Annotated in this window: 22 protein-coding genes and 1 riboswitch; of the genes, 7 read left to right on the forward strand and 15 right to left on the reverse strand. The window is 72.6% G+C overall.

Annotation, left to right across the window (positions count from 1 at the left end; genetic code table 11):
* The first annotated feature begins 212 nt into the window (after positions 1-212).
* The 5 genes from gcvP to ACXJKF_RS02970 all read left to right on the forward strand — a co-directional run bounded on the left by gcvP (position 213) and on the right by ACXJKF_RS02970 (position 5,707).
* Entirely contained in the window at positions 213-3,119 is a 2,907-nt protein-coding gene (gcvP, locus tag ACXJKF_RS02950) for an aminomethyl-transferring glycine dehydrogenase (RefSeq protein ID WP_456786343.1), read from the forward strand.
* 12 nt (positions 3,120-3,131) lie between these two features.
* Positions 3,132-4,274, forward strand: coding sequence for a glycine cleavage system aminomethyltransferase GcvT (gene gcvT / locus ACXJKF_RS02955; RefSeq protein WP_456786246.1), 1,143 nt, complete (start codon positions 3,132-3,134; stop codon positions 4,272-4,274).
* A 35-nt stretch (positions 4,275-4,309) separates the two neighbouring features.
* Positions 4,310-4,681 carry a glycine cleavage system protein GcvH gene (gcvH, locus tag ACXJKF_RS02960; protein WP_146847773.1) on the forward strand — a complete coding sequence of 124 codons (372 nt, stop codon included), beginning with the start codon at positions 4,310-4,312 and terminating at the stop codon, positions 4,679-4,681.
* A gap of 287 nt (positions 4,682-4,968) precedes the next feature.
* The gene (locus ACXJKF_RS02965) at positions 4,969-5,202 is read left to right on the forward strand and encodes a helix-turn-helix domain-containing protein (protein ID WP_055916219.1); all 234 of its coding nucleotides are present in this window, start codon (positions 4,969-4,971) and stop codon (positions 5,200-5,202) included.
* 79 nt (positions 5,203-5,281) lie between these two features.
* Positions 5,282-5,707 (forward strand): (deoxy)nucleoside triphosphate pyrophosphohydrolase, encoded by a 426-nt coding sequence (locus ACXJKF_RS02970; protein ID WP_456786247.1) that lies wholly within the window; start codon positions 5,282-5,284, stop codon positions 5,705-5,707.
* A gap of 48 nt (positions 5,708-5,755) precedes the next feature.
* Here ACXJKF_RS02970 and ACXJKF_RS02975 read toward each other — a convergent pair whose 3' ends face one another.
* The 9 genes from ACXJKF_RS02975 to ACXJKF_RS03015 form a co-directional block, all read right to left on the reverse strand.
* Positions 5,756-6,013, reverse strand: a complete 258-nt coding sequence (locus ACXJKF_RS02975) for a hypothetical protein (RefSeq protein ID WP_456786248.1) — start codon at positions 6,011-6,013, stop codon at positions 5,756-5,758.
* On the reverse strand, positions 6,010-7,176 hold the full coding sequence (locus ACXJKF_RS02980) for a MalY/PatB family protein (protein ID WP_456786249.1): 1,167 nt from the start codon (positions 7,174-7,176) through the stop codon (positions 6,010-6,012). Before ACXJKF_RS02980 ends, ACXJKF_RS02975 begins: the two co-directional genes overlap by 4 nt.
* A 53-nt stretch (positions 7,177-7,229) precedes the next feature.
* Positions 7,230-7,472, reverse strand: a complete 243-nt coding sequence (locus ACXJKF_RS02985; protein ID WP_456786250.1) for a helix-turn-helix domain-containing protein — start codon at positions 7,470-7,472, stop codon at positions 7,230-7,232.
* Positions 7,469-8,191: a hypothetical protein gene (locus ACXJKF_RS02990; RefSeq protein WP_456786251.1), complete on the reverse strand. Its 723-nt coding sequence runs from the start codon at positions 8,189-8,191 to the stop codon at positions 7,469-7,471. The genes ACXJKF_RS02985 and ACXJKF_RS02990 overlap by 4 nt, the downstream gene beginning before the upstream one ends.
* A 153-nt stretch (positions 8,192-8,344) precedes the next feature.
* A complete protein-coding gene (gene metE, locus ACXJKF_RS02995) occupies positions 8,345-10,678 on the reverse strand; it encodes a 5-methyltetrahydropteroyltriglutamate--homocysteine S-methyltransferase (RefSeq protein ID WP_456786252.1) in 2,334 nt (777 codons plus the stop codon).
* Between the two features lie 5 nt (positions 10,679-10,683).
* Positions 10,684-11,721, reverse strand: a complete 1,038-nt coding sequence (locus ACXJKF_RS03000; protein ID WP_456786253.1) for a methylenetetrahydrofolate reductase — start codon at positions 11,719-11,721, stop codon at positions 10,684-10,686.
* Between the two features lie 67 nt (positions 11,722-11,788).
* A riboswitch (SAM riboswitch) is annotated at positions 11,789-11,884 on the reverse strand.
* A 277-nt stretch (positions 11,885-12,161) separates the two neighbouring features.
* A complete protein-coding gene (locus tag ACXJKF_RS03005) occupies positions 12,162-12,377 on the reverse strand; it encodes a hypothetical protein (RefSeq protein ID WP_456786254.1) in 216 nt (71 codons plus the stop codon).
* 192 nt (positions 12,378-12,569) lie between these two features.
* Positions 12,570-13,181 carry a DNA-3-methyladenine glycosylase I gene (locus tag ACXJKF_RS03010; RefSeq protein WP_456786255.1) on the reverse strand — a complete coding sequence of 204 codons (612 nt, stop codon included), beginning with the start codon at positions 13,179-13,181 and terminating at the stop codon, positions 12,570-12,572.
* 78 nt (positions 13,182-13,259) lie between these two features.
* Complete coding sequence (locus ACXJKF_RS03015; RefSeq protein ID WP_456786256.1) at positions 13,260-14,417, reverse strand: TetR/AcrR family transcriptional regulator C-terminal domain-containing protein; 1,158 nt, start codon at positions 14,415-14,417, stop codon at positions 13,260-13,262.
* Positions 14,418-14,496: 79 nt separating this feature from the next.
* Between ACXJKF_RS03015 and ACXJKF_RS03020 the strand changes: the two genes are divergently transcribed.
* Positions 14,497-15,402: an ATP-binding cassette domain-containing protein gene (locus ACXJKF_RS03020; protein WP_456786257.1), complete on the forward strand. Its 906-nt coding sequence runs from the start codon at positions 14,497-14,499 to the stop codon at positions 15,400-15,402.
* Entirely contained in the window at positions 15,402-16,184 is a 783-nt protein-coding gene (locus ACXJKF_RS03025; RefSeq protein ID WP_456786258.1) for an ABC transporter permease, read from the forward strand. The genes ACXJKF_RS03020 and ACXJKF_RS03025 overlap by 1 nt, the downstream gene beginning before the upstream one ends.
* A 51-nt stretch (positions 16,185-16,235) precedes the next feature.
* On the opposite strand, the gene ACXJKF_RS03030 is transcribed toward ACXJKF_RS03025, so the two are convergent.
* The 6 genes from ACXJKF_RS03030 to ACXJKF_RS03055 form a co-directional block, all read right to left on the reverse strand.
* A complete protein-coding gene (locus tag ACXJKF_RS03030) occupies positions 16,236-16,589 on the reverse strand; it encodes a hypothetical protein (protein WP_456786259.1) in 354 nt (117 codons plus the stop codon).
* 22 nt (positions 16,590-16,611) lie between these two features.
* Positions 16,612-18,747: an eCIS core domain-containing protein gene (locus tag ACXJKF_RS03035; protein ID WP_456786260.1), complete on the reverse strand. Its 2,136-nt coding sequence runs from the start codon at positions 18,745-18,747 to the stop codon at positions 16,612-16,614.
* 24 nt (positions 18,748-18,771) lie between these two features.
* Positions 18,772-20,724, reverse strand: a complete 1,953-nt coding sequence (locus ACXJKF_RS03040) for an ATP-binding protein (protein ID WP_456786261.1) — start codon at positions 20,722-20,724, stop codon at positions 18,772-18,774.
* An 87-nt stretch (positions 20,725-20,811) separates the two neighbouring features.
* Complete coding sequence (hrpA, locus tag ACXJKF_RS03045; protein WP_456786262.1) at positions 20,812-25,110, reverse strand: ATP-dependent RNA helicase HrpA; 4,299 nt, start codon at positions 25,108-25,110, stop codon at positions 20,812-20,814.
* Between the two features lie 32 nt (positions 25,111-25,142).
* The gene (locus ACXJKF_RS03050; protein WP_456786263.1) at positions 25,143-25,337 is read right to left on the reverse strand and encodes a hypothetical protein; all 195 of its coding nucleotides are present in this window, start codon (positions 25,335-25,337) and stop codon (positions 25,143-25,145) included.
* Entirely contained in the window at positions 25,334-26,044 is a 711-nt protein-coding gene (locus tag ACXJKF_RS03055; RefSeq protein WP_456786264.1) for a DUF1361 domain-containing protein, read from the reverse strand. Before ACXJKF_RS03055 ends, ACXJKF_RS03050 begins: the two co-directional genes overlap by 4 nt.
* Between the last annotated feature and the right edge of the window lie 104 nt (positions 26,045-26,148).

Consider the following 26,148-nt stretch of genomic DNA (forward strand, 5'->3'; position numbering starts at 1 on the left):
CGGTGCAAGCCGGCGCGCCCCGACAGGCGGACCGGCAAAACTCTCAGGTCGCGCGTACCCAACCGCGTAATGACAGAGCGGGGAGCCCACCCACCGTCCCGGCATGTCCGGACGACCCAGCGGAGCAGCCCGTGACCACCGATCTGAGCCAGTTGCACGACGCCGTCGTGAGCGGCGTCCCTGCCATCCACCTGGACACCCTGTCCGACGCCGTGCCGTTCACCAGCGTCGAGCACACCCCGGCGGCCGAGGTCTTCGCCGACCGCCACATCGGTCCGCGCGGTGGCGAGACGGCCCACATGCTGTCGGTCGTCGGCTACCACTCCCTGGACGACCTGGTCGACGCCGCCGTCCCCGCGAGCATTCGCACGGACCGGCCGCTGGACCTGCCCGCCGCGCGCTCCGAGGAGGAGGTGCTGGCGGCGCTGCGCACCATCGCGGGCCGCAACCGGGTCATGACGCAGATGATCGGGCAGGGCTACTCGGACACCATCACGCCCGCCGTGATCCGTCGCAACGTGCTCGAGTCCCCGGCCTGGTACACCGCGTACACGCCGTACCAGCCGGAGATCGCGCAGGGCCGGCTCGAGGCGCTGCTCAACTTCCAGACGATGGTCACCGACCTCACGGGCCTGGACGTGGCGAACGCGTCGCTGCTCGACGAGGCCACCGCGGTCGCCGAGGCGGTCGCGCTGATGTGGCGCGCGGCCCGGGGCAAGGCCGGCACGGTGGTGCTCGACGCCGACCTGTTCGGCCAGTCGCTGGCGGTCACGCTCGGCCGCGCCGAGGCCATCGGCCTGCCGGTCGTCGTCGCGGACCTCACCGACGGGCTGCCCGAGATCGAGGGCGACCTCATCGGGCTCGTCGTGCAGCAGGTCGGTGCGTCGGGCCGCGTGCGGGACCTGAGCGCCGTCATCGCGCAGACCAAGGAGCGCGGCGGACTGGTGACGGTCGCCGGGGACCTGCTGGCCCTCACGCTGCTGACCTCCCCCGGCGAGCTCGGTGCCGACGTCTCCGTCGGCTCCGCCCAGCGCTTCGGCGTCCCGCTGTTCGGCGGCGGACCGCACGCCGCGTTCATGGCGGTCCGCACCGGCCTGGAGCGGATGCTGCCCGGCCGCCTGGTCGGCGTGTCGATCGACGCCGACGGTGCCCGCGCCTACCGCCTCGCGCTGCAGACGCGTGAGCAGCACATCCGCCGTGAGAAGGCGACGAGCAACATCTGCACCGCGCAGGCGCTGCTGGCGATCGTCGCGTCGATGTACGCGGTCTACCACGGTCCCGACGGACTGCGGGCGATCGGCGAGCGGGTGCACGCGCACGCCGCCGGCCTGGCCGAGCTGCTCACCGGCATCGGTGTCACGGTCGAGCACGACACGTTCTTCGACACGATCCGCACGGTCGTCCCGGGCAAGGCCCGCGAGGTCGTCGCGCAGGCTGCCGCGGCAGGCGTGAACCTGTGGGCGCCCGACGACGACCACGTGCAGATCGCGGCCGACGAGCGGACGAGCTCCGATCACCTGCTGCGCATCGTGCTCGCGTTCGCGGCCGCGGGGGTCACCACCCTCGACGCCGACGACGACGGCACCTACGCCTTCGGGTTCTCGGGCATCGGCACCAGCGACGCGCTGCCCGCCGACCTCCGTCGCACCAGCGCCTACCTGCAGCACCCCGTCTTCCACCTGCACCGCTMCGAGACGGCGATGCTCCGCTACCTGCGCCGGCTGTCGGACAAGGACCTCGCGCTGGACCGCACGATGATCCCGCTTGGCTCGTGCACGATGAAGCTCAACGCCACGGCGGAGATGGAGCCCATCTCCTGGCCCGAGTTCGCCACGATCCACCCCTACGCCCCCACCGACCAGACCGAGGGCTACGCGGAGCTGGTCACGGAGCTGCAGGACTGGCTGGCGGAGATCACCGGGTACGCCGCGGTGTCGGTGCAGCCGAACGCGGGGTCGCAGGGTGAGCTCGCCGGGCTGCTCGCCATCCACGGCTACCACGCGTCGCGCGGCGACAAGCGCGACGTCTGCCTCATCCCCGCGTCCGCGCACGGCACCAACGCGGCGTCGGCGGCGCTCGCGGGGATGCGCGTCGTGGTCGTCGCCACGGCCGCCGACGGCTCGATCGACCTCGACGACCTGCGCGCCAAGCTGGAGAAGCACGGCCCCGAGGTCGCGGCGATCATGATCACGTACCCGTCGACGCACGGGGTCTACGAGGAGGGCGTGCGCACCGTCTGCGAGCTCGTCCACGAGGCCGGCGGGCAGGTGTACATCGACGGCGCGAACCTCAACGCGCTGGTCGGCCTGGCCCGTCCGGGCGAGCTCGGCGGCGACGTCAGCCACCTGAACCTGCACAAGACCTTCTGCATCCCGCACGGCGGCGGCGGTCCGGGCGTCGGGCCGGTCGCGGTCGCGGCGCACCTGGCCCCGTTCCTGCCCGGCGACCCGACCCCGGCGTCGAGCGCGACGAACACGGTGGCGCCGGTCAGCGCGGCACCCTGGGGCTCGGCCGGCATCCTCCCGATCTCCTGGGCGTACGTCGCGCTCATGGGTCCCGACGGCCTGAAGACCGCCACGGAGACCGCCGTCCTCGCGGCGAACTACCTGGCCACGCGCCTGTCCGGGCACTACCCGGTGCTCTACACCGGCCCGAACGGCCTGGTCGCGCACGAGTGCATCCTCGACCTGCGGGACATCACCAAGGAGACCGGGGTGACCGCGGAGGACGTCGCCAAGCGCCTGATGGACTACGGCTTCCACGCGCCGACCCTGTCCTTCCCGGTGGCCGGCACGCTCATGGTGGAGCCCACCGAGAGCGAGGACCTGGCCGAGCTGGACCGGTTCGTCGACGCGCTCGTCGCCATCCGCGGCGAGATCGACGCCGTGCAGTCCGGCCGCTGGGCCGTCGCCGAGTCGCCGCTGCGCAACGCGCCGCACACCGCCGCCTCGGTCAGCACCGACACGTGGGAGCAGACGTACCCGCGCGAGCTCGCCGCGTTCCCCGTGGCCGCGCTGCGCGAGGGCAAGTACTGGCCGCCGGTCCGCCGGATCGACGGGGCGCACGGCGACCGCAACCTGGTCTGCTCCTGCCCGCCCATCGAGTCGTACGCCGAGTAGAGGACACAGCACATGACGGACATCGAGTCCCCGCTCCACGCCGAGCACGTCGCGCTGGGCGCTGCCCTCACCTCCTTCGCCGGCTGGCAGATGCCCCTGCGCTACACCTCCGACATCGCCGAGCACAACGCCGTCCGCACGGCCGCGGGGCTGTTCGACCTGTCGCACATGGGCGAGATCGGGGTGACGGGCCCGGACGCCGGGCGGTTCCTCGACTACGCCCTCGTCGGCAACCTGTCCGGCCTTCGCGTGCTCGGCGCGCGCTACACGATGATCTGCGCCGAGGACGGCGGCGTCGTCGACGACCTGATCGTGTACCGCGACACCGACGACACGTTCCTGGTCGTCGCCAACGCCTCCAACCACGACACGGTGCTCGCCGCGTTCGCCGAGCGGGCCGCGGGGTTCGACGTCGTCGTGGAGGACCGCTCCCCGCAGACGGCCCTGATCGCCGTGCAGGGTCCGCGTGCGCTGGAGATCCTGCGCGCCACGGCGGGGCTCGCCGAGGCCGGTCACGACGCCGAGACGCTGAAGTACTACGCGGCCATCCCCATGACGTTCGAGGGAAACCCCGTCTTCGTCGCGCGCACCGGGTACACCGGGGAGGACGGCTTCGAGTTCTTCCTCGACGCCGCGCTGGCCCCCGCCCTGTGGCGGGCGTTCCTCGCGGCCGGCCAGCCGTTCGGGCTGGTGCCCGCCGGCCTGTCCGCGCGCGACAGCCTCCGCCTCGAGGCAGGCATGCCGCTGTACGGCAACGAGCTCGACCGCACCACCACCCCGCACGACGCCGGGCTCGGCCGCGTGGTGAAGCTGGACAAGGTCGACGACGAGGGCAACCCGCTGCCGTTCGTCGGCCGCGCCGCCCTCGAAGGGCGCGCCCAGTCGGAGCCCGCACGCGTGCTCGTCGGGCTCGAGGGCCTCGGCCGGCGGGCGGCCCGGCACGGCTACCCGGTCAAGTTCTCCACGGCCGCCGACGCCCCGACGGTCGGCACCGTCACCTCCGGAGCGCCCTCGCCGACGCTGGGTCACCCCGTCGCGATGGCCTACGTGACCCCCGAGGTCAGTGCTCCGGGCACCGAGCTGGCCGTTGACGTGCGTGGACGCTACGAACCCGTCCGGGTGGAAGCCCTTCCCTTCTACCGCCGACACCGGTAGACCAGCCCTAGAAGAAGTCGACAGGAGCCTCACTCATGACGGAGCTGCCCACCCACCTGCACTACACGGTCGAGCACGAATGGCTGGATGACGGCGCCCCCGCGACCGTCGGCATCACCGGGATCGCGGCTGACGCGCTCGGCGACATCGTCTACCTCGAGCTCCCCGCCGTGGGTGAGGAGGTCATCGCCGGCGCGGTCGTCGGCGAGATCGAGTCGACCAAGTCGGTCTCCGAGCTGTACTCCCCGGTGTCCGGCACGGTCGTCGAGATCAACCAGGCCGCCGTCGAGGACCCCTCGGTGGTCAACTCCGACCCGTACGGACAGGGCTGGCTGCTCAAGGTCGACGTGGCATCGACCGGTCCGCTGCTCACCGCTGCCGAGTACACCGCGCAGAACGCCGGCTGAACCTCAGCAGCACCGCTGTCGTTGTCCCCCGTGTGAGGTGCACCACGCGTCATGGTCAGCCGTCCGGGTGAAAACCCGGATCTGATCGCACGTTCGGCGTATCTGCCGGGGCAACCGGCGTTCATTGTGGGTGGCAAGCGCGATCGGGCGCATGGCGGGGGGGAACCCGCGCATGAGGAGATTGCTGGAAGTGGCGTCATGGCTCACGACCAGCCCTCTCTCATCCGGTACGCAGCCCAGAGCGTGGCCCGGACCCCCCGGATCCACGCAGCACACCGGAGGACATCATGAGCATGTTGGAGACGAGCAGGACTGTCGGGCTCTCGAACGACGCACTGACGCGCCGCGAGCGGGTCGTGCTGGCAGAGCTCGCCGAGGACGTCACCCTGGAGGAGATCGCGACGCGGCTCTTCGTGACGAGGAACACCGTCAAGTCGCAGGTCCGCAGCGTGTACCGCAAGATCGGCGCCTCGACGCGTGCCGAGGCGGTCGCCTGGGCCGTCGAGCACGGAATCCGCTGATCAGGCTCCGACGGCTCAAGAAGGTGGGCCGTCCATCGAGCCCCAGGTCCGTGGCACGCGGGCCTGGCAGACTCACGGCATGACTGCACCTGTGCTCGTCGTGGCCGCCGCCATCGTGGACGACCTCGACGACCCACGCGAGCTGCTGGCCGCACGCCGTGCGGTCCCTGCGAGGCTTGCTGGCCGGTGGGAGTTCCCCGGTGGCAAGGTCGACGACGGCGAGGCACCCGAGGACGCGCTGCACCGCGAGATCCGTGAGGAGCTCGGCGTCCGCATCGGCCTCGGCGACGAGGTCGTCGGACCCGACGACGGTCTGTGGCGACTGTCCGACGAGTACGTGATGCGCCTCTGGCTGGCCGAGGTCGTCGAGGGCACGCCGGAACCTCTCGTCGAGCACGACGAGCTGCGGTGGCTCGCACCGCACCAGTGGCACGACGTCCCCTGGCTGGATGCGGACGTCCGCATCGTCGACCGGCTGGCCGACCTGGCGGTCCGGCTCAGCTGACCTTCGCCATCGAGCGCCCCGCCCTCTCCGGTGCGGGGCGTCTCTGTGTCACCAGCGGTGGTTGGCGTTCTTCATGCACATCTGCCCGGTCCCGCGGCAGTAGCTGCACTCCCCGGACCAGCGCTTGCGGCCGACCCCGTCGCAGCGCTCGCAGACCTTCACCGCCGAGCTGCACTCGTCGCACTTCACCACGTCGATCTCCCATGACTTCGTTGTACAGGCGTGGGCCTTTTCGTGGGCTCCGTACGGAGAGATCGGCACGCCCCGGGGGRCGACATGAGCCTTGAGGCGGCGGGTCTTGGTCACGAATCGGTTGCGACGTCCTCCAGGGCGCGGGCGAGCCGGGTCACGGCCTCCGTCAGGACCGACGTCGAGGCAGCCAGATTGAGCCGGACGAAGCCGGCGCCGCCGAGGCCGAACGTCGGGCCGGGGTTGAGCGCGACACGGCCGCGGTGCAGGGCCAGGCGTGCCGGGTCGGCTCCCGCCCGGACGGTGTCCAGCGCGCGCAGGTCGATCCACGCGAAGTACGTCGCCTCCGGCGGTGACCAGACGGCGGCCGGGACGAGCTCGGTCAGCAGGTCCGCGACCAGCACCTGGTTGTGCCGGAGCCCGGCGAGCACCTCGTCGAGCCACGCACCGCCCTCCCGGTAGGCGGTMAGCTGGGCGAGGGCGCCCAGGTGCGTGACGCCGTCGGCGACGACCGCGGACAGGCGCGCGAGGTCCGCCACCGCCTCCGGTCCGGGCACCGCGACCGCGGCGCGCAGCCCCGCCAGGTTGAACGCCTTCGACGCGGAGTGCAGAGCGATCGCGTCGGGGATCTGCGTGGTCGTGGGGACGAATCGGCTGCCGGGGCCCAGCACGATCGGGGCGTGGATCTCGTCGGCGACCACCCGGACGCCGTGCCGGCCGGCGAGCTCGCCGACCGCCCGCAGCTCGGCCGCGGTGTGCAGCGTCCCGGTGGGGTTGTGCGGGTGGCACAGCAGGTAGGCGGCGCGGCGGCCGGAGGCGGTGGCCTGGCCGAACGCCCGGTCGAGGGACTCCAGGTCGAGCCGGCCGTCGGGACCGAGCGGGGCGTCGAGCAGCCGGCGTTCCGCGTGGTCGACGAACGTGGCGAACGGTGGGTACACCGGCGGGCTGATGACGACCGTGTCGCCCGGGCCGGTGACCAGGCGCAGGAGCTCGACCGCGCCCAGCATCACGTCGGGGACCAGCCGCGTCGCGGCGACGTCGACCGTCCAGTCCCACCGGTCGGCGGCGAACGCCGCCATCGCCTCGGCGTAGGCGGACCCMGACGGGTACCCGGTGTCGCCGAGCCGCATCGCGTCGGTGACGGCCCGGACCACCGGCTCGGGCTGCGGCACGTCCATCTCCGCGACGAACAGCGGCAGCACGTCCGGCGGGTAGTGCCGCCACTTCTCGCTGGTGCGTCGTCGCAGCAGGTCGAGGGGGACGGTGTCGAAGATCGTCACCCGACCGACCCTAGGACGCGCGACGGCCACCGCCACCCTGCGTCGGTCCGGCGTCAGGATCCGGGGGTCGCGCGGGTCACCTCGAGGAGGTCGCCGGGTTGGCACTGCAGGACGTCGCAGACCGCGGTCAGGGTGCTGAACCGGATCGCCCGGGCCCGGCCGTTCTTCAGCACGGACAGGTTGGCGACGGTGATGCCGCTCAGGGCAGCCAGCTGCACGAGGGACATACCTCGGGCCTCGAGGAGGGACGCGAGGTGGGAGATGACCCGGTGCTGGCCGGAGTCGTCTTCGCTCACACGAGTCCCTCCGTGTCCGAGGTCAGCCGGGTGCCCAGCCGCGTTGCCGCCGCCAGTGCCAGGAGGAGCAGGACGATGGGCAGGGGCCACCAGCCGACGACGAGCGACGGGGCGAGCCAGTCGGCCGGCATGGCGAACGAGCCCGTCGGGGACCACCGCGGTGTGGCTTCGATGACCGCGATGATCCGGGACGCCGCGACGAAGTCCCCGACGGTGGCGACGACCCAGGCGACGACGACGACGGTTGCCGCCCCTCCCAGGCGACGGGCGTTCCCGGCGGCGAAGGGGTGCCCCGACGCCGTGCTGCGCAGCGCTGGGACGAGGATCAGGCCGACGAGTCCTCCCGCGATGAGCCCTGCCCAGGACGTCGCCGTGGCCAGCAGGGTGGTGATCGGGTCGACGTCGGCGGCGGCGAGGAACCCGCCGCCGTGGCGGATCGGGAGCGACTGGCCTCCCGGCCACACGTCAGGAGACGCCGCCAGCTCGCAGGAGGAGCCGTCCATCGACCAGCCCTCGACGCAGGGCACGGTCATGTCCTGATAGCCGACAGGGGTCGTCAGGTGGACAGGCGCCTCGGCGCTGGAGCCGCGGCCGAGCACGGCCATACCGGCAGCGAACACGCCGCTCGCGACGGCCAGGTAGGCGGCCACGAGAACTACCCCGACCAGAGCGGCCGGGCCGAGCCTGCGACGGAGCTTCTCGCGCACCACCGTGGTCATCGCCGACTCCATCTCGATTGTCGATACGTCTGTCCTCAGACCTATCGACAATCGAGATGCCTACTTGAGCCACGTCACCCGTTCGGGGACCTGTCCGGAGACGCACGGCGGCCCCGGACACCCTGCGCGGGTGTCCGGGGCCGTGAGCGTGGGTCAGAGGGTGGCGCGGACCTTCCGGGTCGCCTCGAGGATGTGCTCCAGGGACGGGGCGACCTCCTCGTAGCGGCGGGTCTTCAGGCCGCAGTCCGGGTTCACCCAGAGCTGGTCGATCGCGATGGCCTTGACGGCCTCGGTGAGCAGCTCCTCGACCTCGGCCTCGCTCGGGACGCGCGGCGAGTGGATGTCGTAGACGCCCGGGCCGATGCCGCGCGGGTAGCCGGCCGCCGAGATGTCGCCGAGGATCTCCATCTTCGAGCGGGCCGCCTCGATGGACGTCACGTCGGCGTCCAGACCGTCGATCGCGCCGATGATCTCGCCGAACTCCGAGTAGCACAGGTGCGTGTGGATCTGGGTGTCGGGGCGGACGCCCGCCGTCGAGAGGCGGAACGAGCGGACCGACCAGTCGAGGTACGCGGCGTGGTCCTCGACGCGCAGCGGGAGGAGCTCGCGCAGGGCGGGCTCGTCCACCTGGATCACCGCGATGCCGGCGGCCTCGAGGTCGGCGATCTCGTCGCGCAGGGCGAGACCGACCTGGTTGGCGGTGTCGCCGAGGGGCTGGTCGTCGCGGACGAACGACCACGCGAGGATGGTCACCGGGCCGGTGAGCATGCCCTTGACGGGCTTCTCGGTCAGCGACTGCGTGTACGCGGACCACTCGACCGTGATCGGCTTCGGCCGCGAGACGTCGCCCCACAGGATCGACGGACGCGTGCAGCGCGAGCCGTACGACTGGACCCACCCGTTCTGCGTCACGGCGAACCCATCGAGGTTCTCCGCGAAGTACTGGACCATGTCGTTGCGCTCGGGCTCGCCGTGCACCAGCACGTCGAAGCCGATCTTCTCCTGCAGGTCGACGACGCGGCGGATCTCCGCCTTCATCTCCTCGTCGTACTGCGCCTCCGTCAGCTCACCCTTGCCGAACGCCGCGCGGGCGGTCCGGATCTCGGTGGTCTGCGGGAACGAGCCGATGGACGTCGTCGGCAGCGGCGGCAGGTTGAGCCGGGCGGCCTGGGCCTCCTTGCGCTCGTCGAACGGGCCGCGGTTGAACGCGGCCTCGTCGAGCGCGGCGACGCGGTCGCGGACCTGCGGGTTCACGACGCCGGGCGCCGTGCGGCGCGAGTTGACCGCGTCGGTGGCGGCGAGCAGCTGCTCGTGGATGGCCTCGCGGCCCTCGGTCAGACCCTCGGCCAGCGTGACGACCTCGACGACCTTCTCGTCGGCGAACGCGAGCCACGTCTTCAGCGTCGCGTCGAGGTTCGGCTCGTCGGTCAGCGTGTGGGGGACGTGGAACAGCGACGTGGACGTGCCCACGGCGACCGCAGCGGCGCCCAGGCCCTCGAGCTGCTCGAGGATCGCGAGCTTGGCGTCGAGGTCCGCACGCCAGATGTTGTGACCGTCGATGACGCCCGCGACGAGCGTCTTGGTCTCCAGGCCCGGGACCGGCTCGGTGGGCGCGTGGCCGCGCACGAGGTCGATGCCGATGGCCTCGACGTCGGTGGCGGCGAGCACCGGGAGGGCCGCGCCGAGGTCGCCGTAGGGCGCCGCGACGAGGATGGCCGGACGCGTCGGGCGCGCCAGCTCGGTGGCCAGGGCGCGGTACGCCTCGATGACGGAGGCGAGCAGCTGCTCGGCGGGCACCCCGACCGAGTCGGAGACCAGGGCGGGCTCCTCCAGCTGGACCCACGTGGCACCCGCGGCGGCGAGGTCCGTGAGCAGCTCGGCGTACACGGGGAGCAGGTCCGCGAGGCGGTCGATGGGCGCGAAGCCCTCCGGCGCGTCCTCGGTGGCCTTGGCCAGGGCGAGGTACGTGACGGGGCCGACGATGACCGGACGCGTCAGGACGCCGTCCGCGAGGGCCTCCTTGAACTCGCGCACGGGGCGGTCGCTGGCGTAGCGGAACGCGGTCTCCGGGCCGATCTCCGGGACCAGGTAGTGGTAGTTGGTGTCGAACCACTTGGTCATCTCGAGCGGCAGGTCGTCGCCGCGACCGCGGGCCACGGTGGAGTACCCGGCGAGGTCGAGCGCACCGTCGGCGCCGACGACGTCCGCGAAGCGGGCCGGCACGGCACCGACCACGGCGGTCGCGTCGAGCACGTGGTCGTAGAACGAGAACGCGCTGGGGATGGCCGGCACGTCGGTGGCCAGGCCGAGCTCGGCAAGGCGCGTGCGGGTGCGCTTGCGCAGGTCGGCGGCGGTCGCCTCGACCTCGTCGGCCGACGTGCGACCGGCCCAGAACGCCTCGAGGGCCTTCTTCAGCTCGCGCCGCGGGCCGATGCGGGGGTAGCCGAGCACGGAGCTGGCGGGGAACTTCGGGCTGTTCTGGGTCATGTGGTTCAGTCCCTCGTGGATCGGGCGGGGGCCGTGTCCTGCGGCCAGCTGGCCAGGTCGGGAGCTGTCCGAGCTCCGCCGTCGAGGTGTGCACCCTCGAGCAGGTCAAGTGCGGCATGGTGCTGGTTGTACGTGTACAGGTGGACGCCGGGTGCCCCGCCGTCCAGGACGCCGTTGACCAGGTCGACGCTCGCGCGGATGCCCCGGCGATGGCGGTCGAGCTCGTCGTCGGCGGATCCGAGCAGGTCGAGCAGGTCCTGCGGCACGGGGACGCCGGTCAGCTCCTGCATGCGCAGCAGCCGGGCCGGGTCGGTGGTCGGGATGATGCCCGGGATGATCGGGATGATCACGCCGGCCTCCCGGGCCTCCGCCACGATACCGAGATAGTCCTCGGCGTCGTAGAAGACCTGCGTGATCGCGAAGTCGGCGCCGGCCTCCTGCTTGGCCAGCAGGGAGGCGACGTCCTGCGCGCGCGTGCCACCCGTGGCGTGGTTGCCGCGCGGGAACGCCGCGACCGCCACCGACAGCGGACGCACCCGGGCCCGGACCGCCTGCGACGGGCTGTCCGCACACCGCTGCGCCTCGATCTCGCGCAGCAGCTCGACCAGCTCGCCCGCGGTCTGCAGCCCGTCGGGGTGGGCCTCCCAGTTGCTCTGGTCCGTGGGCGGGTCGCCCCGCAGGGCGAGGAACGACCGCAGCCCCTCGTCGAGGAACTCGCCGACGATGGTGGTGATCTCGTCGCGGGACGTCCCGACGCAGGTGAGATGCGCGATCGGGTTCAGCGACGTCTCGCGCAGCAGCCGACGGACGAGCGCGCGCGTGGTCACGCGGGTCTTGCCCGACGCGCCGTACGTGACCGAGACGAAGTCCGGCTTGACGGTCTCGAGCTGCTGGATCGTGGCCCACAGGCGGGGGGCCGCGTCGGGGTTGCGCGGCGGGAAGAGCTCGAAGGAGATGGTCGGCCGGTCGTTGGCCGCGACCGCGCGCCGGCTGGTCGACGCGTGCAGGCCGGGGGTGCGCGGCTCCACGGCGGCGGCGCTCATGGCGCGACCGACCGGGTCGTCAGGCACCGGTGCGGTGCGGGGACACATGACCTGCGGGACATTGCTCACTCCATCGTCCCTGGCGGAAGCACCCACACCCTCGCGAGGAGGGGGGTTGCTGCGGCGTCGTGGAGCCAGGTCTCTCGGCCGCTCTGGATGGTAGGCGTGATGGTAGACCGCAGATCACATGCTGGGCAACGGTGCTCGATGGATGAGACGGCAACGTCCGTGGTGTGTCGGCGCTCCCGTACGCGCCGCACCCGTACGCGCCGCAATCGGTCGTGCACGTCAATCGCACGTGCACGTCAACCGTGCGTGCAGGTCAACCGCCCGCGCCTTTCAACCCGCACGTGCCATTCAACCCGGCACGGTGGGTTCCGCCGAGCATGAGTCAGCGCGCAGCGAGGTGGCCCGCACGCGCGGGCGCCAGCGCGCCGTCGTCAGTGCGGACGGCGAGGGGCGAGGGTGCTCGTGTGCATGCGGCTGCGCTGTGACGGGACGTCGAACCAGGAGTTCGGCGAGCCGGCGGGGACGGACAAGAGCCCGTCCTGCACCGCCTCGAGAATCTCAGCATCGGGGACGACGTTGTCCGCCAGGGCCTCGGCCGCCACGCGCGCGGCATCACGCCGAACGTCGGGGTCGGGCTTGTCCATCATGCCCGGCACTGTAGTCCCGGACCGCGGGCGCTGCCGAGAGCCCTACGGCAGCATCACCCGGCGGGACTAACGATTCACCCGGGGCGCTCCGGGCCCGAGCCGTCGGCCGTCGAGCCGGCTCCTGAGCCGACCGCGGTCGAGCCGATGGATCGTGCTGGCGTGCGGCAGCCGGGCGCCGGGCGGGCGTTCAGGTCACGCCGACCCCTCCTCCGGAGCGACCGTCCCCACTCCCCCGCTGACCACGGGGCACGTCGCCAGGTGGTCGTCGACGACCCCGCAGGCCTGCATCGCGGCGTACGCGGTGACGGGGCCGACGAACCGGAAGCCCAGCAGCTTGAGCTCCTTGGCGAGCGCGCGGCTCTCCGGTGTCTGCGCGGGCACGTCCGCCCAGGAGTCCGGACGCGCCCGCGAGGACGGGGCGGGAGCGTGGGACCAGAGCACCTGGTCGAGCGTGCGACCCGACGCGTGCAGCTCCCGCAGGGCGCGACCGTTGGCGATCGTCGCCTCGACCTTGGCGCGGTTCCGCACGATGCCGGCGTCCGCCAGGAGGCGCGCGACGTCGTCGTCGTCGAACGCGGCGACGACCTCGGGGTCGAAGTCCGCGAACGCCGCGCGGAACGCGGGCCGCTTGCGCAGGATGGTGATCCAGGCGAGCCCGGACTGGAACGCCTCGAGCGCGAACCGCTCGTACAGGGCGTTCTCCCCGTGGACCGGCCGGCCCCACTCCTCGTCGTGGTACTGCTCGTACACGGGGTTGCCGTCGCCGAAGCAGCGACCGGTGCGCGGGACGTCGAGCGAGGTCATGCGCCGAGTCTGCCGCGCAGCACCGACACGGCGGACGCGGCTGTGGGGGAGGCGCGACCGTCGTGGGCTGTGGGCGGCTCAGGATGCGTGCGCGATGAGCTGCTCGATCCCGTCGAGGATGAGCACGGTCCCGAAGTCCAGGTCGTCGTCCACGGGGGCGTCGTCCGGGTAGGAGAACGCGCCACCGGCGGCGGCCCGTCGCAAGGCCGGGTGCTCGTCCGGCGAGGCGAGCGTGGTGATGAGCGCGCCGAGGTCGGGCGCCGGGGCGCCGTCCGCCGTGGTGCCGACGGCCGCGGTCCGCCCGGCGCCGGTCAGCTCCTCGGAGACCCGCAGCCGGTCCAGCGTGTGCGAGGCGAGCAGCCCGATCGCGCCCACCTTCTGGTGCTCGGACAGCGGGGTGCCGTCCAGCGCGGAGAGCATCGCCTCCATCCAGGCGAGCCGTCCCGGGCCCACCGCGTGCAGCACCTGGGACGTGCGGGCGAGCCAGGGGTGCGCGTGCAGGATCGGTTGCTGGACCGCGAGGACCAGCTCGAGCCGTTCGCGCCAGCCGCCGACCTCGGGCCCGACGACGGGGGGCCGCCCGGTCGCGCGGTCGGACATGAGGCTGAGCACCTCGTCCTTGGACGAGACGTAGCGGTAGAGCGACATCGTGGTGAACCCGAGAGACTCGGCGAGCCGCGCCATCGACACGGTCTCGATGCCCTCCGCGTCGGCGAGGGCGATGCCCGCGTCGGCGATCTGCTCGAGCGTGAGGCCCGGTCGGGGTCCAGGACGGCCGGGGTCCGGGGTGCGCCAGAGCACCGCGATCCCGGGCGGGAGGTCCGCCGGGACGGTGCCCGTGCCGGCGACGCGGACGGCGTGCCGACGCGCCTTCTCCGCCTCGCGGGCGGCCTGCTGCTGGGCGAGTGCGGCGGCGCGCTGGGCCTTCTCGGCCTCGCGGAGCTGGCGGGCGGCCTCGCGGACGGCCTGCTGGGCGGCGCGCTCCTGCTCCTTGCGCTGCCGCTCCACCTCCTTGGCCGCGTCCTGCTCGGCGCGCAGGCGGTCGCGCTCGCGGCGCTCGACCTCCTTGGCCGCGTCCCGGTCGGCCTTCTCGAGGTCGCGGCGGCGACGCTCGGCCTCCTTGGCCTCGGCGCGCTCGGCCTTCTCCCGGTYGCGTCGCAGCAGCTCTGCCTCGCGGCGGGCCTCCTCGGCCTCGCGCCGAGCGAGCTCTGTCTCTCGTGCCTCGTCGTCGTCCACGGCACCTCCTTGACCCGTGATCCTATAAGTGTGTATGAAGTACACACACAGTTTACGTCATACACAGAAGGAGACCGCGATGACTGCACCCGTCGTCGTCGCCCAGGGACTGCGCAAGTCCTACGGCGACCTGACCGTGCTCGACGGCGTCGACCTCGAGGTCGGCGCGGGCGAGGTGCTCGCCCTGCTCGGACCCAACGGCGCCGGGAAGACCACGACCGTGCGCATCCTGTCGACGCTCCTGCGGCCCGACGGCGGCACCGCGCACGTGGCGGGCAAGGACGTCGTGCGCCAGGCGGCGGACGTGCGCGCCGCCATCAGCCTCACCGGGCAGTTCGCGGCCGTCGACGACCTCCTCACCGGCGTCGAGAACCTGCACCTCATGGCGCGGCTGGCCCACCTGGGGCGTGCCGAGGTCCGCACCCGCAGCGCCGAGCTGCTCGAGCTCTTCGACCTGACCGACGCCGGCCGACGCGTGGTCAAGACCTACTCCGGCGGCATGCGGCGGCGGCTCGACCTCGCGGTGGGGCTGCTGTCCCGTCCGCAGGTGGTGTTCCTCGACGAGCCGACGACGGGGCTCGACCCCCGCAGCCGCAACGACCTGTGGGACGTCATCCGCTCGGTCGTCGCCGCGGGCACCACGGTGCTGCTCACCACGCAGTACCTCGAGGAGGCCGACCAGCTGGCCGACCGCGTCGCGGTCATCCACCACGGACGGGTCATCGCCAACGGCACGGCCCGCGAGCTCAAGAGAGCGGTCGGCTCCGCCCACGTGGAGCTCCGCCTCAAGGACGGCACCGACGAGCGCATCACCACCGACGGCTCGGTGCCGGACGTGCGGCGGATCCTCGCCGACATCGAGCGCCGCGGCGTCGACGTCGACACGTGGGAGGTCCGCTCCCCCACGCTCGACGACGTCTTCCTGACCCTGACCGGCCACGCCACCGAGGCCGCCCCCGAACTCGTCACCTCCCGGGAGTCCTGATGACCACGCTCACCACCACGCCCCCAGCGCTCGGCTGGACCGCCCACGACACCGGAGCCCTCATCGAGCGGTGCCTGCGGCGCTCGCTGCGGCAGCTCGACACCGTCCTGATGGCGGTGATCCTGCCGGTGGTGCTGCTCCTGCTGTTCGTCTACGTCTTCGGCGGTGCCATCCAGACCGGCGGCGACTACGTCAACTGGGTGGTGCCCGGCATCGTCCTGCTGACCGCGGGCTACGGCTCGGCCACCACCGCGGTCGACGTGGCCAGCGACATGACCGGCGGCATCATCGACCGGTTCCGGTCCCTGCCCATCCGCCCCACCGGGGTGCTCACCGGGCACGTCGTCGCCAGCATGGCCCGCAACGCCGTCTCCACCGCGCTGGTGTTCGGCATCGCCATCCTCATCGGGTTCGACGCCGCCGCGTCGCCCGTGGAGTGGCTGGGCGCGATCGGCCTGATCGCGCTGTTCGTCCTCGCGCTGACGTGGGTGGCCGTCGCGATCGGGACCGTCGCGTCCGGGCCGGAGGCGGCCAGCGGGTTCACGTTCGCCATCCTGTTCCTGCCGTACGTGTCCAGCGCGTTCGTGCCGCCGGAGTCGATGCCGTCCGTGCTGGAGACCATCGCGACGTACAACCCGATCACCCCGGTCACCGACACGCTCCGTGGGCTCCTCCTCGGCACCCCCGTCGGGGACACGTGGGTCGGGGCGGTCGTGTGGTGCCTCGGGATCTTCGTCGTGGCCCGGGTGGTGGCGGCGCGGCTGTTCCGACGTCGCGCCTGAGCACGCAGGGAACCGACGGGGCCGCGCGGACGACCGCGCGGCCCCGTCGTGTCACTCCCGGCCGGAGAACGAGCCGGCGAGGCCGTCGATCCGCCCCACCGCGTCGTCGTCCCCACCGGGGGCCACGGCCCACAGCAGCAGGTCGCCGTTGACCGCGGTCTCGACGGTCAGGCCCGTCTGCGCGCCGTAGCCCCGCAGCCGCTCCTGGGCCGCGGCCGCGTCGGCGTAGTCGCCGAACAGGTAGACCGACACGTGCGCCTCCCCGTCGGGCCAGTCGAGGCCCAGCGCGTCGGCCGCACCGACGTCCTCGGCGGTCGGGACCGCGTCGGTGTCCCGGACGGCCGGGTCGTCGGTCAGGCTCAGGAGCGCCAGGATGCGGTCGCGCTCCTCGGCGATGCCGGTCATGCGGTCTCCTCGGTCGTCGGGGTCACGTGGCGGGCAGCTTCGCCTTGGCCTTGGACCAGTCGCCCTTCTTGACGTGGCCCTTGAACGACGCCCAGGCCGTCCCCAGCTCCGCCTCGGTCATCGTGCTCGTCTTGGCCAGGTGCGCGGCCTTGAACTTGGTCTCCAGCAGGGTGAGCTTGCCCTCGAAGTAGATCTGCGCGAGCACCTTCTCCTGGTCGGGCTTCGACCCGCCGAGGATGTAGATCATGGCGCGCACGAACGCCACCTGGCTGGGGTAGTTGGTCCGCTCGGGCCCACCGTTCTTGGCCGGTGCCGCGTTCTGGTCGGTCAGGATGCGCGTGAAGTACTCGGTGATGCCCTCGTTGAGGTCGAAGCCGAACGTGTCCAGGACGTCGTCCGGTGCGTAGCGGTGCATGCTCTCGTGGATCGCCGTGCTCGGGGTGCCGCGGTCCGCGTGCAGGATCGCGGGACCGTCCGCGTTCTTGGTCGACGCGTACGCGTTCGTCGACTTCTGCTCCGCCTCGGAGTCCGTCGGGAACTCGACGCCGTACACGATGGCCCAGTCCTCCGGCGAGATGCTCGCGACGTAGCCCTCGCCCTTCTTGCCCGCACCCACCGCCGCCTCGACGAACGGCTTGAGGTGCGGGTAGTCCTCGATGTTCGTCCGGATGAACTCGTCGGCCTCGGCGCCGGTCAGGTGGTGCTTCGTCTTCTTCGACGCGTCGACCTTGTCCGTCTTCTTCACGTTGGTGTCGACCGCGGCCAGCAGCGACATGTAGTACAGGTCTCCCAGGTGCGTCCGGCCCTTGGCCATCGCCTCCGGGTCGGTCGAGATCGCCTGCTTCTCCGCGCCGCTGAACCCGTTGATGATGACGCGCAGGGCGTCCATCCGGGTCTTGGCGACGCCCTTGTTCGCGGGGGCGGTCTGCGGGTCGCAGGCTGCCTCGAAGCGTTCCTTGGCGGGCTTCGCCACCGGTGGCGTCACCACGTCCGGCGTGGCGACCACGGCCCCGGTCGTCGGCGCGACCACACCCGTCGTCGGCGCGACCACGTCTGTCGTCGGCGCGACCACGTCTGTCGTCGGTGTCGTTCCCGTCGGTGCGACCGCCTCGGTCGTGGGTGCGTCCCCCGTCGTGGGTGCGGCGTCCTCGACCTTCGTAGGGTCGACGACGACGGTCGTGGGGTCGACGACCGGGGCGGTCACCTCGGGTGCGGAGTCCTCGGGCGCCTCGACCGTGGTCGCGACCGGGTCCGGCACGGTCGGTGTCGTGTCCGGCGTCGTGACGGGCGTCGAGACCGGGGTGGTGACGGCCGTCGTGACCGGGGTGGTGACCGGGGTCGTGACGGGCTTCGGGATCGTCGTGATGGACGGGACCGGCACCTTCGGCTCGACCGGCGTCGTGACCTTCGCGGTCACCGGGGACGGCACGGGCGTCGTGGTGGCGAGCTTCTTGGTCTTCTTCTTCTTGCCGCCGAGCAGCGCCTTGAACGGGTTCCACCGGCGGACCGTCCCGGCGCGCTCGGCCTGCCGGCGCAGCGGCGCGAGCGACTCGGCCGGTCCTGCCGGCTCGACGGACGTCGTGGTCCCCGCGACGCGGGCGGTCTGGCGCTGGAGCCGGCTCACGGCGCTGTCGGCCATCGCGTCGGCGGCTGCCTCGGCGGGGTCGTCGGCGGCGCCGATGACGGGACCCTGCGCGGTGCCGCCCCCGCTGCTGCCCTGGACGACGTGGGCGAGCTCGTGCGCCAGGAGGCGGTCGCCGCCGGACGTGCCGGGCGCATAGGTGCCGCGTGTGAAGTACACGTCCGAGCCGGCGGTGAACGCGGTCGCCTGCACGGAGCGCGCGATCGTGTCCGCCTCGCCGTCGTCGTGGATCCGCACCCCGCCGAGGTCGGCGCCCATCGCGGCGCCCATGCGCTCGGCGTGCTCCGGCTCCAGCGGCCGGCCCCCGCCCTGCCGGCGTCGCAGGGCCGTGCCGACCTCGGGCGCGACGGTGGTGCCGCCGAGCGGGTCCTCGCCGACGGCCCGGCGCCGGACGCCCGTCGCCAGGCCCGGCACGGGCACGGGAGCGACGTCGTCGGCGTGCACCCTCGGGACGACCCGGCTGCCCGCCCGCTCCGGTGCTTCCTCGAGCGTGGTCCGGTCATGTCGAGCAGACATGGCAGGCCTCCTTCCTTGTCCGTGTCACTGCGCGACCCATCGGCTGCCCGCGACCGCGGGTGAGAACGCGTGCTCCGGGACGCGACGACCGAGCTTGTGGTGCTCGGCGACGGTCGCCGCGAGGACGTGACGCATGCCGACCAGCTCTCCGGCGGCCACGGCGTCGTACGCGGCGGCGAGCACGATGTTGCGGATGTCGCCGCCCGCGAGCTCGACCTCCTGCGCCAGGTGCGCCACCTGCACGGGGTCCGCCGGGTCGGTGGTGACGCGGGCCAGGTGCCGCTCCCAGAGGCGCTGCCGGGTGGGCACGTCGGGATCGGGGAAGTGCACGATGAAGCTCATCCGCCGGCTGAACGCGGGGTCGAGGTTGCCGCGCAGGTTGGTGGCCAGGACGGTGACCCCGTCGAAGCTCTCCATCCGCTGCAGCAGGTACGCGACCTCCTGGTTGGCGTACCTGTCGTGCGCGTCCTTCACGTCCGACCGCTTGCCGAACAGCGCGTCCGCCTCGTCGAAGAAGAGCAGCACGTTGAGGCTCTCCGCCTCGTGGAAGACGCGCTCGAGGTTCTTCTCCGTCTCCCCGATGTACTTGTCGACGATCGAGGCCAGGTCCACCCGGAACAGGTCGAGGCCCAGCTCGGCGGCGACCACGTGCGCGGCGAGCGTCTTGCCGGTGCCGGGGCTCCCGCTGAACAGCGCGGCGATCCCGGTCCCCTTCCCGCCGACGTCGACCAGCCGACCGTCCGCGAGGACCTCGTCGCGGTGCGCGGCCCACGACACGAACCGGTGCAGCGGGCGGGACACGTGGTCGGGCAGCACCAGGTCGGCGAAGGTCGGCGGGCGGGTGGGCACCAGCGCGGGGCCGGAGGTGATCGAGCCCCCCACGCGCCGGGCCGCCGCCCGCGCGGAGTCCGCGGAGATCGCCGTGCCGGTGACGTCGGCGAGCGTCGTGGCGTACCGGGCGGCGTCGGCGATGACCTCGGGGGCGAGCCGGAACGTGGCCAGCCGGTGGTCGGCGATCCCGGCGCCGAGCTCCTGGTCCCACACCAGCGCGCGGTCCTCGGTGGTCACCGCGGGGGCTTCGAGCACGAGCGGGTGGTACGCCAGCCAGATCGGCTGCCAGGGCCGGTCGCCCACGGCGAGGACCGGCACGACCGACTCGGCCAGAGCGGTGAACAGGGTGGCGGGATCGTCCTCCGCGAGCCGTTCGGCGTGCACGAGCACCAGCCCGGCGCCCTGCAGCGCGGCCTCCCGCGTCGTCACTGCCAGCAGGTGCCCGAGGTCGGTGCCAGGTGCCACCCGAGCCAGGTCGAGGGCGAGACACCCGATCCCGGCCGCCGACAGGGCCGCCGCCGCGAGCGACAGCCCGCCGGACCCGAGCGGCGAGCGGATCCAGACCAGCGGCTCGCCCGCCGTGACGGCCGCCGCGAGAAGACCGTCGACGTCGAGGCGGTCCACCGGCACCGGCAGCACGAGGGCCGGCGTGAGCAGCGGGTCGGGCTCGTCGACGCCGACCAGGTGCGCGAGGACCCGGTCCGGCACCCAGAGCTCCCGGCTGAGCCACAGCGCGGGCGCGGGTGCGACCTCGAGCAGGCCGTGCCGACGCGTGAGGGCCGTGGGCCCCAGATAGGTCGGCCCGGCGCCGGACAGCGTCGGCAGCGACGCGAGCTCCAGCGCGAGGCCGACGGTGGCCCGGGCCGGCGACGGGCCACCGCGCAGCAGCCCGTACGCGAGCGCGAGGTTCGCATCCAGGTCCGGGGCCGCGGCGATCGTCAGGAGGTCGGCGTCCTGCTCGTCCAGGCCGAACACGTCCGCGAGCCCGGCGAGCGGGTCGTCGTGGGCGGACCCGGGCTCGGCGTGCTCGTCGCGCAGCACGGCGAGGACGTCGTCGAGCCGGTTCCGGAGGTCGTCGTCGAGACCCTGCCGACGGTCGCCCGCGACGCACACCTGCTTCACCAGCGCGGCCAGACGCTCGCGCATGCCCTGCCCCCCGTCAACGCACTGACGGCACGCCGTGCCCCGTCGGCGGTCGTCCTGTCGACTGTCACATATCGGGCACCCGTTGTGCTAGATGCGACCGGGTGAGGTCGTGGCGAGGGCCTTCTTGATGCGGGTGGTCGAGACCGGGACCGGGGTGCCCAGCTGCTGGGCGAACAGACTGACGCGCAGCTCCTCGAGCATCCAGCGCACGGCCCTGACCTCGGGGTCCGCGGGGTGCTTGGCGACGACCTCGTCGTAGAGCTCCTCGACGTCGCGCACCTGCCACGCCAGGTCGGCGTCGCGCTGGGGGTTGTCGGCGGCCTTCACCAGCCGGTGCCGTGCGGCCTTCAGGTAGCGGGCCAGGTGCGGGAGGCGCTCGGCACCGGTCTCGCTGACGAAGCCGTCGTGCACCAGCCGGGCCGCCTGGGCGCGGACGTCCTGCGCGGTGGCGAGCAGGGCGAGGCTGGACCGGGCGCGGATCTCGGCGTCGAGCTCACGCCATGCGGTGAGCACTGCGACCAGGTCCGTCACGACCGCGAACACGGTGTCCTCGAGGCGGTCGCGCGTCTGGTTCCGGAGGTCCCGGTAGGCCTCGGCGGTGCGCACGCTCGCTGCCGGCCCGGGCAGGAGGCTCTCGATGGCGGCGAGCTGCACGTCCCTGACCAGCGCGTCCGTGCTGGGGTACGGGCTGGCGGCGAGCGTGAGCGCCTGCGTCCCGGTCCAGCGGGACGTGATGCGGCCTGTCGCCAGGCCGACGTCGAGCAGCAGCAGCCGACGCAGCCCGCGTCGCGACGCCTCGGGCACGGCGGACTCGTCGGCCAGCGCGCGGACGGCGACCGTCTGCTTCTCCTCGACCAGCGACGGGTACGCGCGGACGCGACCGACCTCGACGACCTCGGGAAGCTCCGGGAGGTCCGCGGGCCAGGTGGTCAGGCCGGTGCGTTCGACGTCGACCGCGGGCGCAGGTTGCGGCTCCGCGGCCACCGGAGCAGCAGGCGCAGTGGGCGCGGCCTTGCGGGCCTCCTCCATCGCCGCGCGCACCGCGGTCCGGACGGCGTCGTCGACGGCCTGCTGGGTCTGGGCCGCGAGCCGGCGCTGCAGCACGAGCAGGTCCTTGCCCTCGTCCACCACTCCCCCGCGGTCGCCGACCACCCGGAACGTCATGCGCAGGTGCGGCGGCAGGCGGTCGTCGTCGAACGCGTCCTCGGGGACGTGCACGTCGCGCAGCTCGCGCACGGCCCGACGGAAGACCTCGCGGAACGACGGAGCGGCGTCGCCGGCGCGGACCGTGTCCTCCCAGTCGGCGGTGTGCTCGCTCATCCAGGCGTCGACGCCGCGGGCGACGTCGGGTGCCGGGACGAGCTGCACGCGCACCGGCTTGGGCAGGGAGCGGATGGTGGCGGTGACCAGCTCCTCGCGCAGGCCGGGCACCATCCAGCCGAACCCGTCGGGGGTCAGGCGCGCGAGGGTCGAGAGAGGGATATGTACAGTCACGCCGTCCGCTTCTGTACCAGGCTCGAACTGGTAGGTGAGCGGGAGGCGTAGATCGCCCTGCGGCCACCGCGACGGGAACGCCGACTCGTCGATCGCACCCGCCTCGCCCACCAGCAGCTCACGTGTGAACGTCAGCAGGTCGGGGTGCTCGCGGCGCGCGGACTTCCACCACTGGTCGAAGTGCCGGCTGGACACGACGTCGTCGGGGACCCGCTCGTCGTAGAACGCGAACAGCGTGTCGTCGTCGACCACCAGGTCGCGACGGCGGGCCCGCGCCTCCAGGCCCTCCGCCTCGGCCAGCAGCCGGCGGTTCTCGTGGAAGAACGCGTGGTGGGTCGTCCACTCGCCCTGCACCAGCGCGTGCCGGACGAACAGCTCGCGGGCGTGCTCGGGGTMGACCTTGGCGTACAGGACGCGGCGCTGGTTCACGATCGGCACGCCGTACAGCAGCACCTTCTCGAACGCCGTCGCGGCACCCTGCTTGGTGGACCAGGCGGGTTCCGAGTAGGTGCGTTTGACCAGGTGAGCGCCCACTTCCTCGGCCCACTCGGGCTGGATCCGTGCGGCGTCGCGACCCCACAGCCGGGAGGTCTCGACGAGCTCGGCGGCCATGACCCAGGCCGGGGGCTTCCGCGCCAGACCCGACCCCGGGAAGATCGCGAACCGCGCACCGCGGGCACCGAGGTACTCGTTGCGTCCACGACGATCGGGCCTGCCGGTCTTCCCGCGTGACGGTGCGGCGACCTCCGTGGCCTCCTGCATGCCGATCTGGGAGAGCAGCCCGGCCAGGATCGCGACGTGGATGCGGTCGCCGTCCCACTCGAGCTGGAGCCCGTCGTCGTCCGTCGCGGTGCGCGGCGCGTTCATCACGATGCCCAGCGGCTTGGCCAGCTCGCGGAGCTGCGTGACCACGTCCTGCCACTCGCGGATGCGCAGGTAGTTGAGGTGCTCGGACCGGCACATGCGCCGGAACGCCGACCCCGACAGGTCCCGCTGCTGGTCCCGCAGGTAGTGCCACAGGTTCAGGTAGGTGAGCAGGTCAGAGGTGGGATCGGTGAACCGCGAGTGCGAGAGGTCGGCCTTCTCGCGCTCCTCCACCGGCCGCTCGCGCGGGTCCTGGATGGACAGGGCGGCGGCGATGATCATGACCTCGCGAGCCACCGAGCGGCGACCGCCCTCGACGATCATCCGCGCGAGCCGCGGGTCCATCGGCAGCTGCGCGAGCGCGCGGCCCGTCTCCGTCAGCCGGCCGTCGCCCAGCGCGCCCAGCTCGGTGAGCAGCTGCACGCCGTCGCGGACCGCGCGGGTGTCCGGCGGGTCGACGAACGGGAAGTCGCCGATGTCCTCCGGTGTCGTCGCCACACCCACCGCGATCATCTGCAGGATCACCGACGCGAGCGATGTACGAAGGATCTCCGGCTCGGTGTACAACGGTCGGGCGTCGAAGTCGTCCTGCGAGTACAGCCGGATCGCGATGCCGTCCGCGACGCGGCCGCACCGGCCCGACCGCTGGTTCGCGGACGCCTGCGAGATGGGCTCGATGGGCAGCCGCTGGACCTTGGTGGCCTTCGAGTACCGCGAGATGCGGGCCGTGCCCGGGTCGATCACGTAGCGGATGCCCGGCACGGTCAGCGACGTCTCCGCGACATTGGTGGACAGGACCACCCGCCGGTTCTGGTGCCGCTCGAACACCCGGTGCTGCTCCGCGGCGGACAGCCGGCTGTACAGGGGGAGGAGCTCGACGGCGCCCGGTGTACGGGGGTCGGAGACGCGCGGCCCGAGCGATCCGCGCAGCGCGTCCTCCGCGTCGCGGATCTCCCGCTCGCCCGACAGGAACACGAGGATGTCGCCGGGACCCTCCGCGCAGAGCTCGTCGACCGCCTCGCAGATCGCCGTCATCGGGTCGCGGTCCTCGGCCCCGCGCTTCTTCGTCGCGGGCGCACCCTCCTCGACGTCCGGCGACAGCGGCCGGTAGCGGATCTCCACCGGGTAGGTGCGGCCCGTGACCTCGACCACCGGAGCAGGTTCGCCATCTGCGGAGGCGAAGTGCCGGGCGAACCGGTCGGAGTCGATGGTCGCCGACGTGATGACGACCTTGAGGTCCGGGCGCTGGGGGAGCAGGCGCGTCAGGTACCCGAGGATGAAGTCGATGTTGAGCGACCGCTCGTGGGCCTCGTCGATGATCAGCGTGTCGTACGCCCACAGCATCGGGTCCCGCTGGATCTGCGCCAGCAGGATGCCGTCGGTCATCACCTTGACCAGCGTCGACTCGCTCGACTCGTCGGTGAACCGGACCTGGTAGCCGACGATCCCGCCCAGGGGGGCGTCACCGACGAGCTCCTCGTTGATGCGCTCCGCGACGCTGCGCGCGGCGATCCGGCGCGGCTGCGTGTGGCCGATCTGTCCCGCGCGGCCCCGGCCCAGCTCGAGGGCGATCTTCGGGATCTGCGTCGTCTTGCCGGAACCGGTCTCGCCCGCGACGACGACGACCTGGTGGTCGCGCAGGGCGTCGCTGATCTCCGACCGGCGCGCGCTGACGGGGAGCTGCTCCGGGTAGACGATCGGCGGGAGGTCGACCGCCTGGCGGATCTCCGCGGCACGCGCGCGGCGGGCGGCGGCGCGGGCGGGATCGTCGCGACCCGACGAACGTCGACCCGACGAGCGCTGGCCCGACGACCGCGGGTTCGAGCGTCGCTGGTCCGACGGGCGCTGATCGGACGACGGCTGCTCCGAGGTCGGGTCGGTCGGCGGTCCCGGCCGCTCCGTGCGCTGCTCCGCGGTCGCCGCCTGCTCCGCGTTCGCCGGCTTGCGCCGGCCGCGTCCCCGGCGCCTCGGGGGTCGCCCCGCACCGGACCCGGGCGGGTCGACGGGGGAGGGGGACGGCGTGCTCACGACGTCCCAGTCTCCCAGGTGCGGACCAGTCATTAGTCGAGCCCGCTCCCGCGGACCTCGCGGGCGAACACGCGGTACGGCCCGACGGGGTACGTCGTCCCCACGACCGTGCCTGTCGGCACGCGGCAGCGGAGCACCGCTGAAGGGGTGGAACCGCCGGGCGGCTGCGGGTCGGACACGGGGACGCCGAGCGCGTCCGTGGCGAGCCGGAGGACGTCGTCGGTCATCGCGCCTGCTCCAGCGCGATCAGTCCCGCGACGACAGGACCGACGACCACGAGGTAGATGATCCCGAGGAACAGGGCGTGCAGGAACGTGAAGCCCAGCGCGTTGCCGACGGCGCCGGGTCCGCGGAGGTGGCCGACGACCTTGGTGACCAGCGACCGCGGGTGCCGGACGTCCCAGCTGTTCAGGCGCACCGAGCGGCCGAGGTACATCCCGAACGACACGAGCACCAGGATCGCGACGACGATCAGCCGGGCGTCGAGGCTCTGCAGCGGCGCAGCCTCGTCGCCGTGCACGAGGACCACCCAGACGAGCTGCGCCGCGAACACGTTGAGCACGGTGTTCAGCACGCCCGACATCGCGAGCGAGATCACGAGCACCACGTCGAACCACATCGGCACGCCGTCCTCGTCGCGACGGTGGCTGAGGTTGAGCTCGGTGATCAGGTACCCCGCGTTGGGCAGCAAGAGCAGCCACACCAGCCCGACGAGCACCAGGAGGCCGCCGGCCACCGGCCCGGGCACGACGAACCGGGAGAGGACCACGATCGCAAGGCCGCCGACGAGGACGAGCAGCGGCGCGATCGACAGCGCGAGGTTCAGCAGCATCGGGCGGTACAGCGCCGTGTGGAACACCCGGCTGCGGGCGACGACGAGCGCGAGCGCCAGGACGTTCATCAGGACGACGCCCAGGATGAGGCTGGCCAGCATGCACGTCCTCTCGTCGGGTCCCGTCCAGCATGTCGCAGGGCCGCTTGCCCGGCAGCCCGACTCCCACTATCGTCGCTTGTACAAGCAATCACTTGTGGAGGTTT

Source organism: Cellulomonas sp. P5_C5, assembly GCF_054049655.1.

Bases quoted from the DNA above. Each gene is read 5' to 3' on its own strand.
- metE (WP_456786252.1), bottom strand. From the start codon at position 10,678: ATGACCCAGAACAGCCCGAAGTTCCCCGCCAGCTCCGTGCTCGGCTAC.
- ACXJKF_RS02970 (WP_456786247.1), top strand. From the start codon at position 5,282: ATGACTGCACCTGTGCTCGTCGTGGCCGCCGCCATCGTGGACGACCTC.
- ACXJKF_RS03020 (WP_456786257.1), top strand. From the start codon at position 14,497: ATGACTGCACCCGTCGTCGTCGCCCAGGGACTGCGCAAGTCCTACGGC.
- gcvT (WP_456786246.1), top strand. From the start codon at position 3,132: ATGACGGACATCGAGTCCCCGCTCCACGCCGAGCACGTCGCGCTGGGC.
- ACXJKF_RS03000 (WP_456786253.1), bottom strand. From the start codon at position 11,721: ATGAGCGCCGCCGCCGTGGAGCCGCGCACCCCCGGCCTGCACGCGTCG.
- ACXJKF_RS03005 (WP_456786254.1), bottom strand. From the start codon at position 12,377: ATGATGGACAAGCCCGACCCCGACGTTCGGCGTGATGCCGCGCGCGTG.
- ACXJKF_RS03030 (WP_456786259.1), bottom strand. From the start codon at position 16,589: ATGACCGGCATCGCCGAGGAGCGCGACCGCATCCTGGCGCTCCTGAGC.
- ACXJKF_RS03025 (WP_456786258.1), top strand. From the start codon at position 15,402: ATGACCACGCTCACCACCACGCCCCCAGCGCTCGGCTGGACCGCCCAC.
- ACXJKF_RS03055 (WP_456786264.1), bottom strand. From the start codon at position 26,044: ATGCTGGCCAGCCTCATCCTGGGCGTCGTCCTGATGAACGTCCTGGCG.
- ACXJKF_RS03010 (WP_456786255.1), bottom strand. From the start codon at position 13,181: ATGACCTCGCTCGACGTCCCGCGCACCGGTCGCTGCTTCGGCGACGGC.
- ACXJKF_RS03035 (WP_456786260.1), bottom strand. From the start codon at position 18,747: ATGTCTGCTCGACATGACCGGACCACGCTCGAGGAAGCACCGGAGCGG.
- ACXJKF_RS02965 (WP_055916219.1), top strand. From the start codon at position 4,969: ATGAGCATGTTGGAGACGAGCAGGACTGTCGGGCTCTCGAACGACGCA.
- ACXJKF_RS02990 (WP_456786251.1), bottom strand. From the start codon at position 8,191: ATGACCACGGTGGTGCGCGAGAAGCTCCGTCGCAGGCTCGGCCCGGCC.
- gcvH (WP_146847773.1), top strand. From the start codon at position 4,310: ATGACGGAGCTGCCCACCCACCTGCACTACACGGTCGAGCACGAATGG.
- ACXJKF_RS03050 (WP_456786263.1), bottom strand. From the start codon at position 25,337: ATGACCGACGACGTCCTCCGGCTCGCCACGGACGCGCTCGGCGTCCCC.
- ACXJKF_RS03040 (WP_456786261.1), bottom strand. From the start codon at position 20,724: ATGCGCGAGCGTCTGGCCGCGCTGGTGAAGCAGGTGTGCGTCGCGGGC.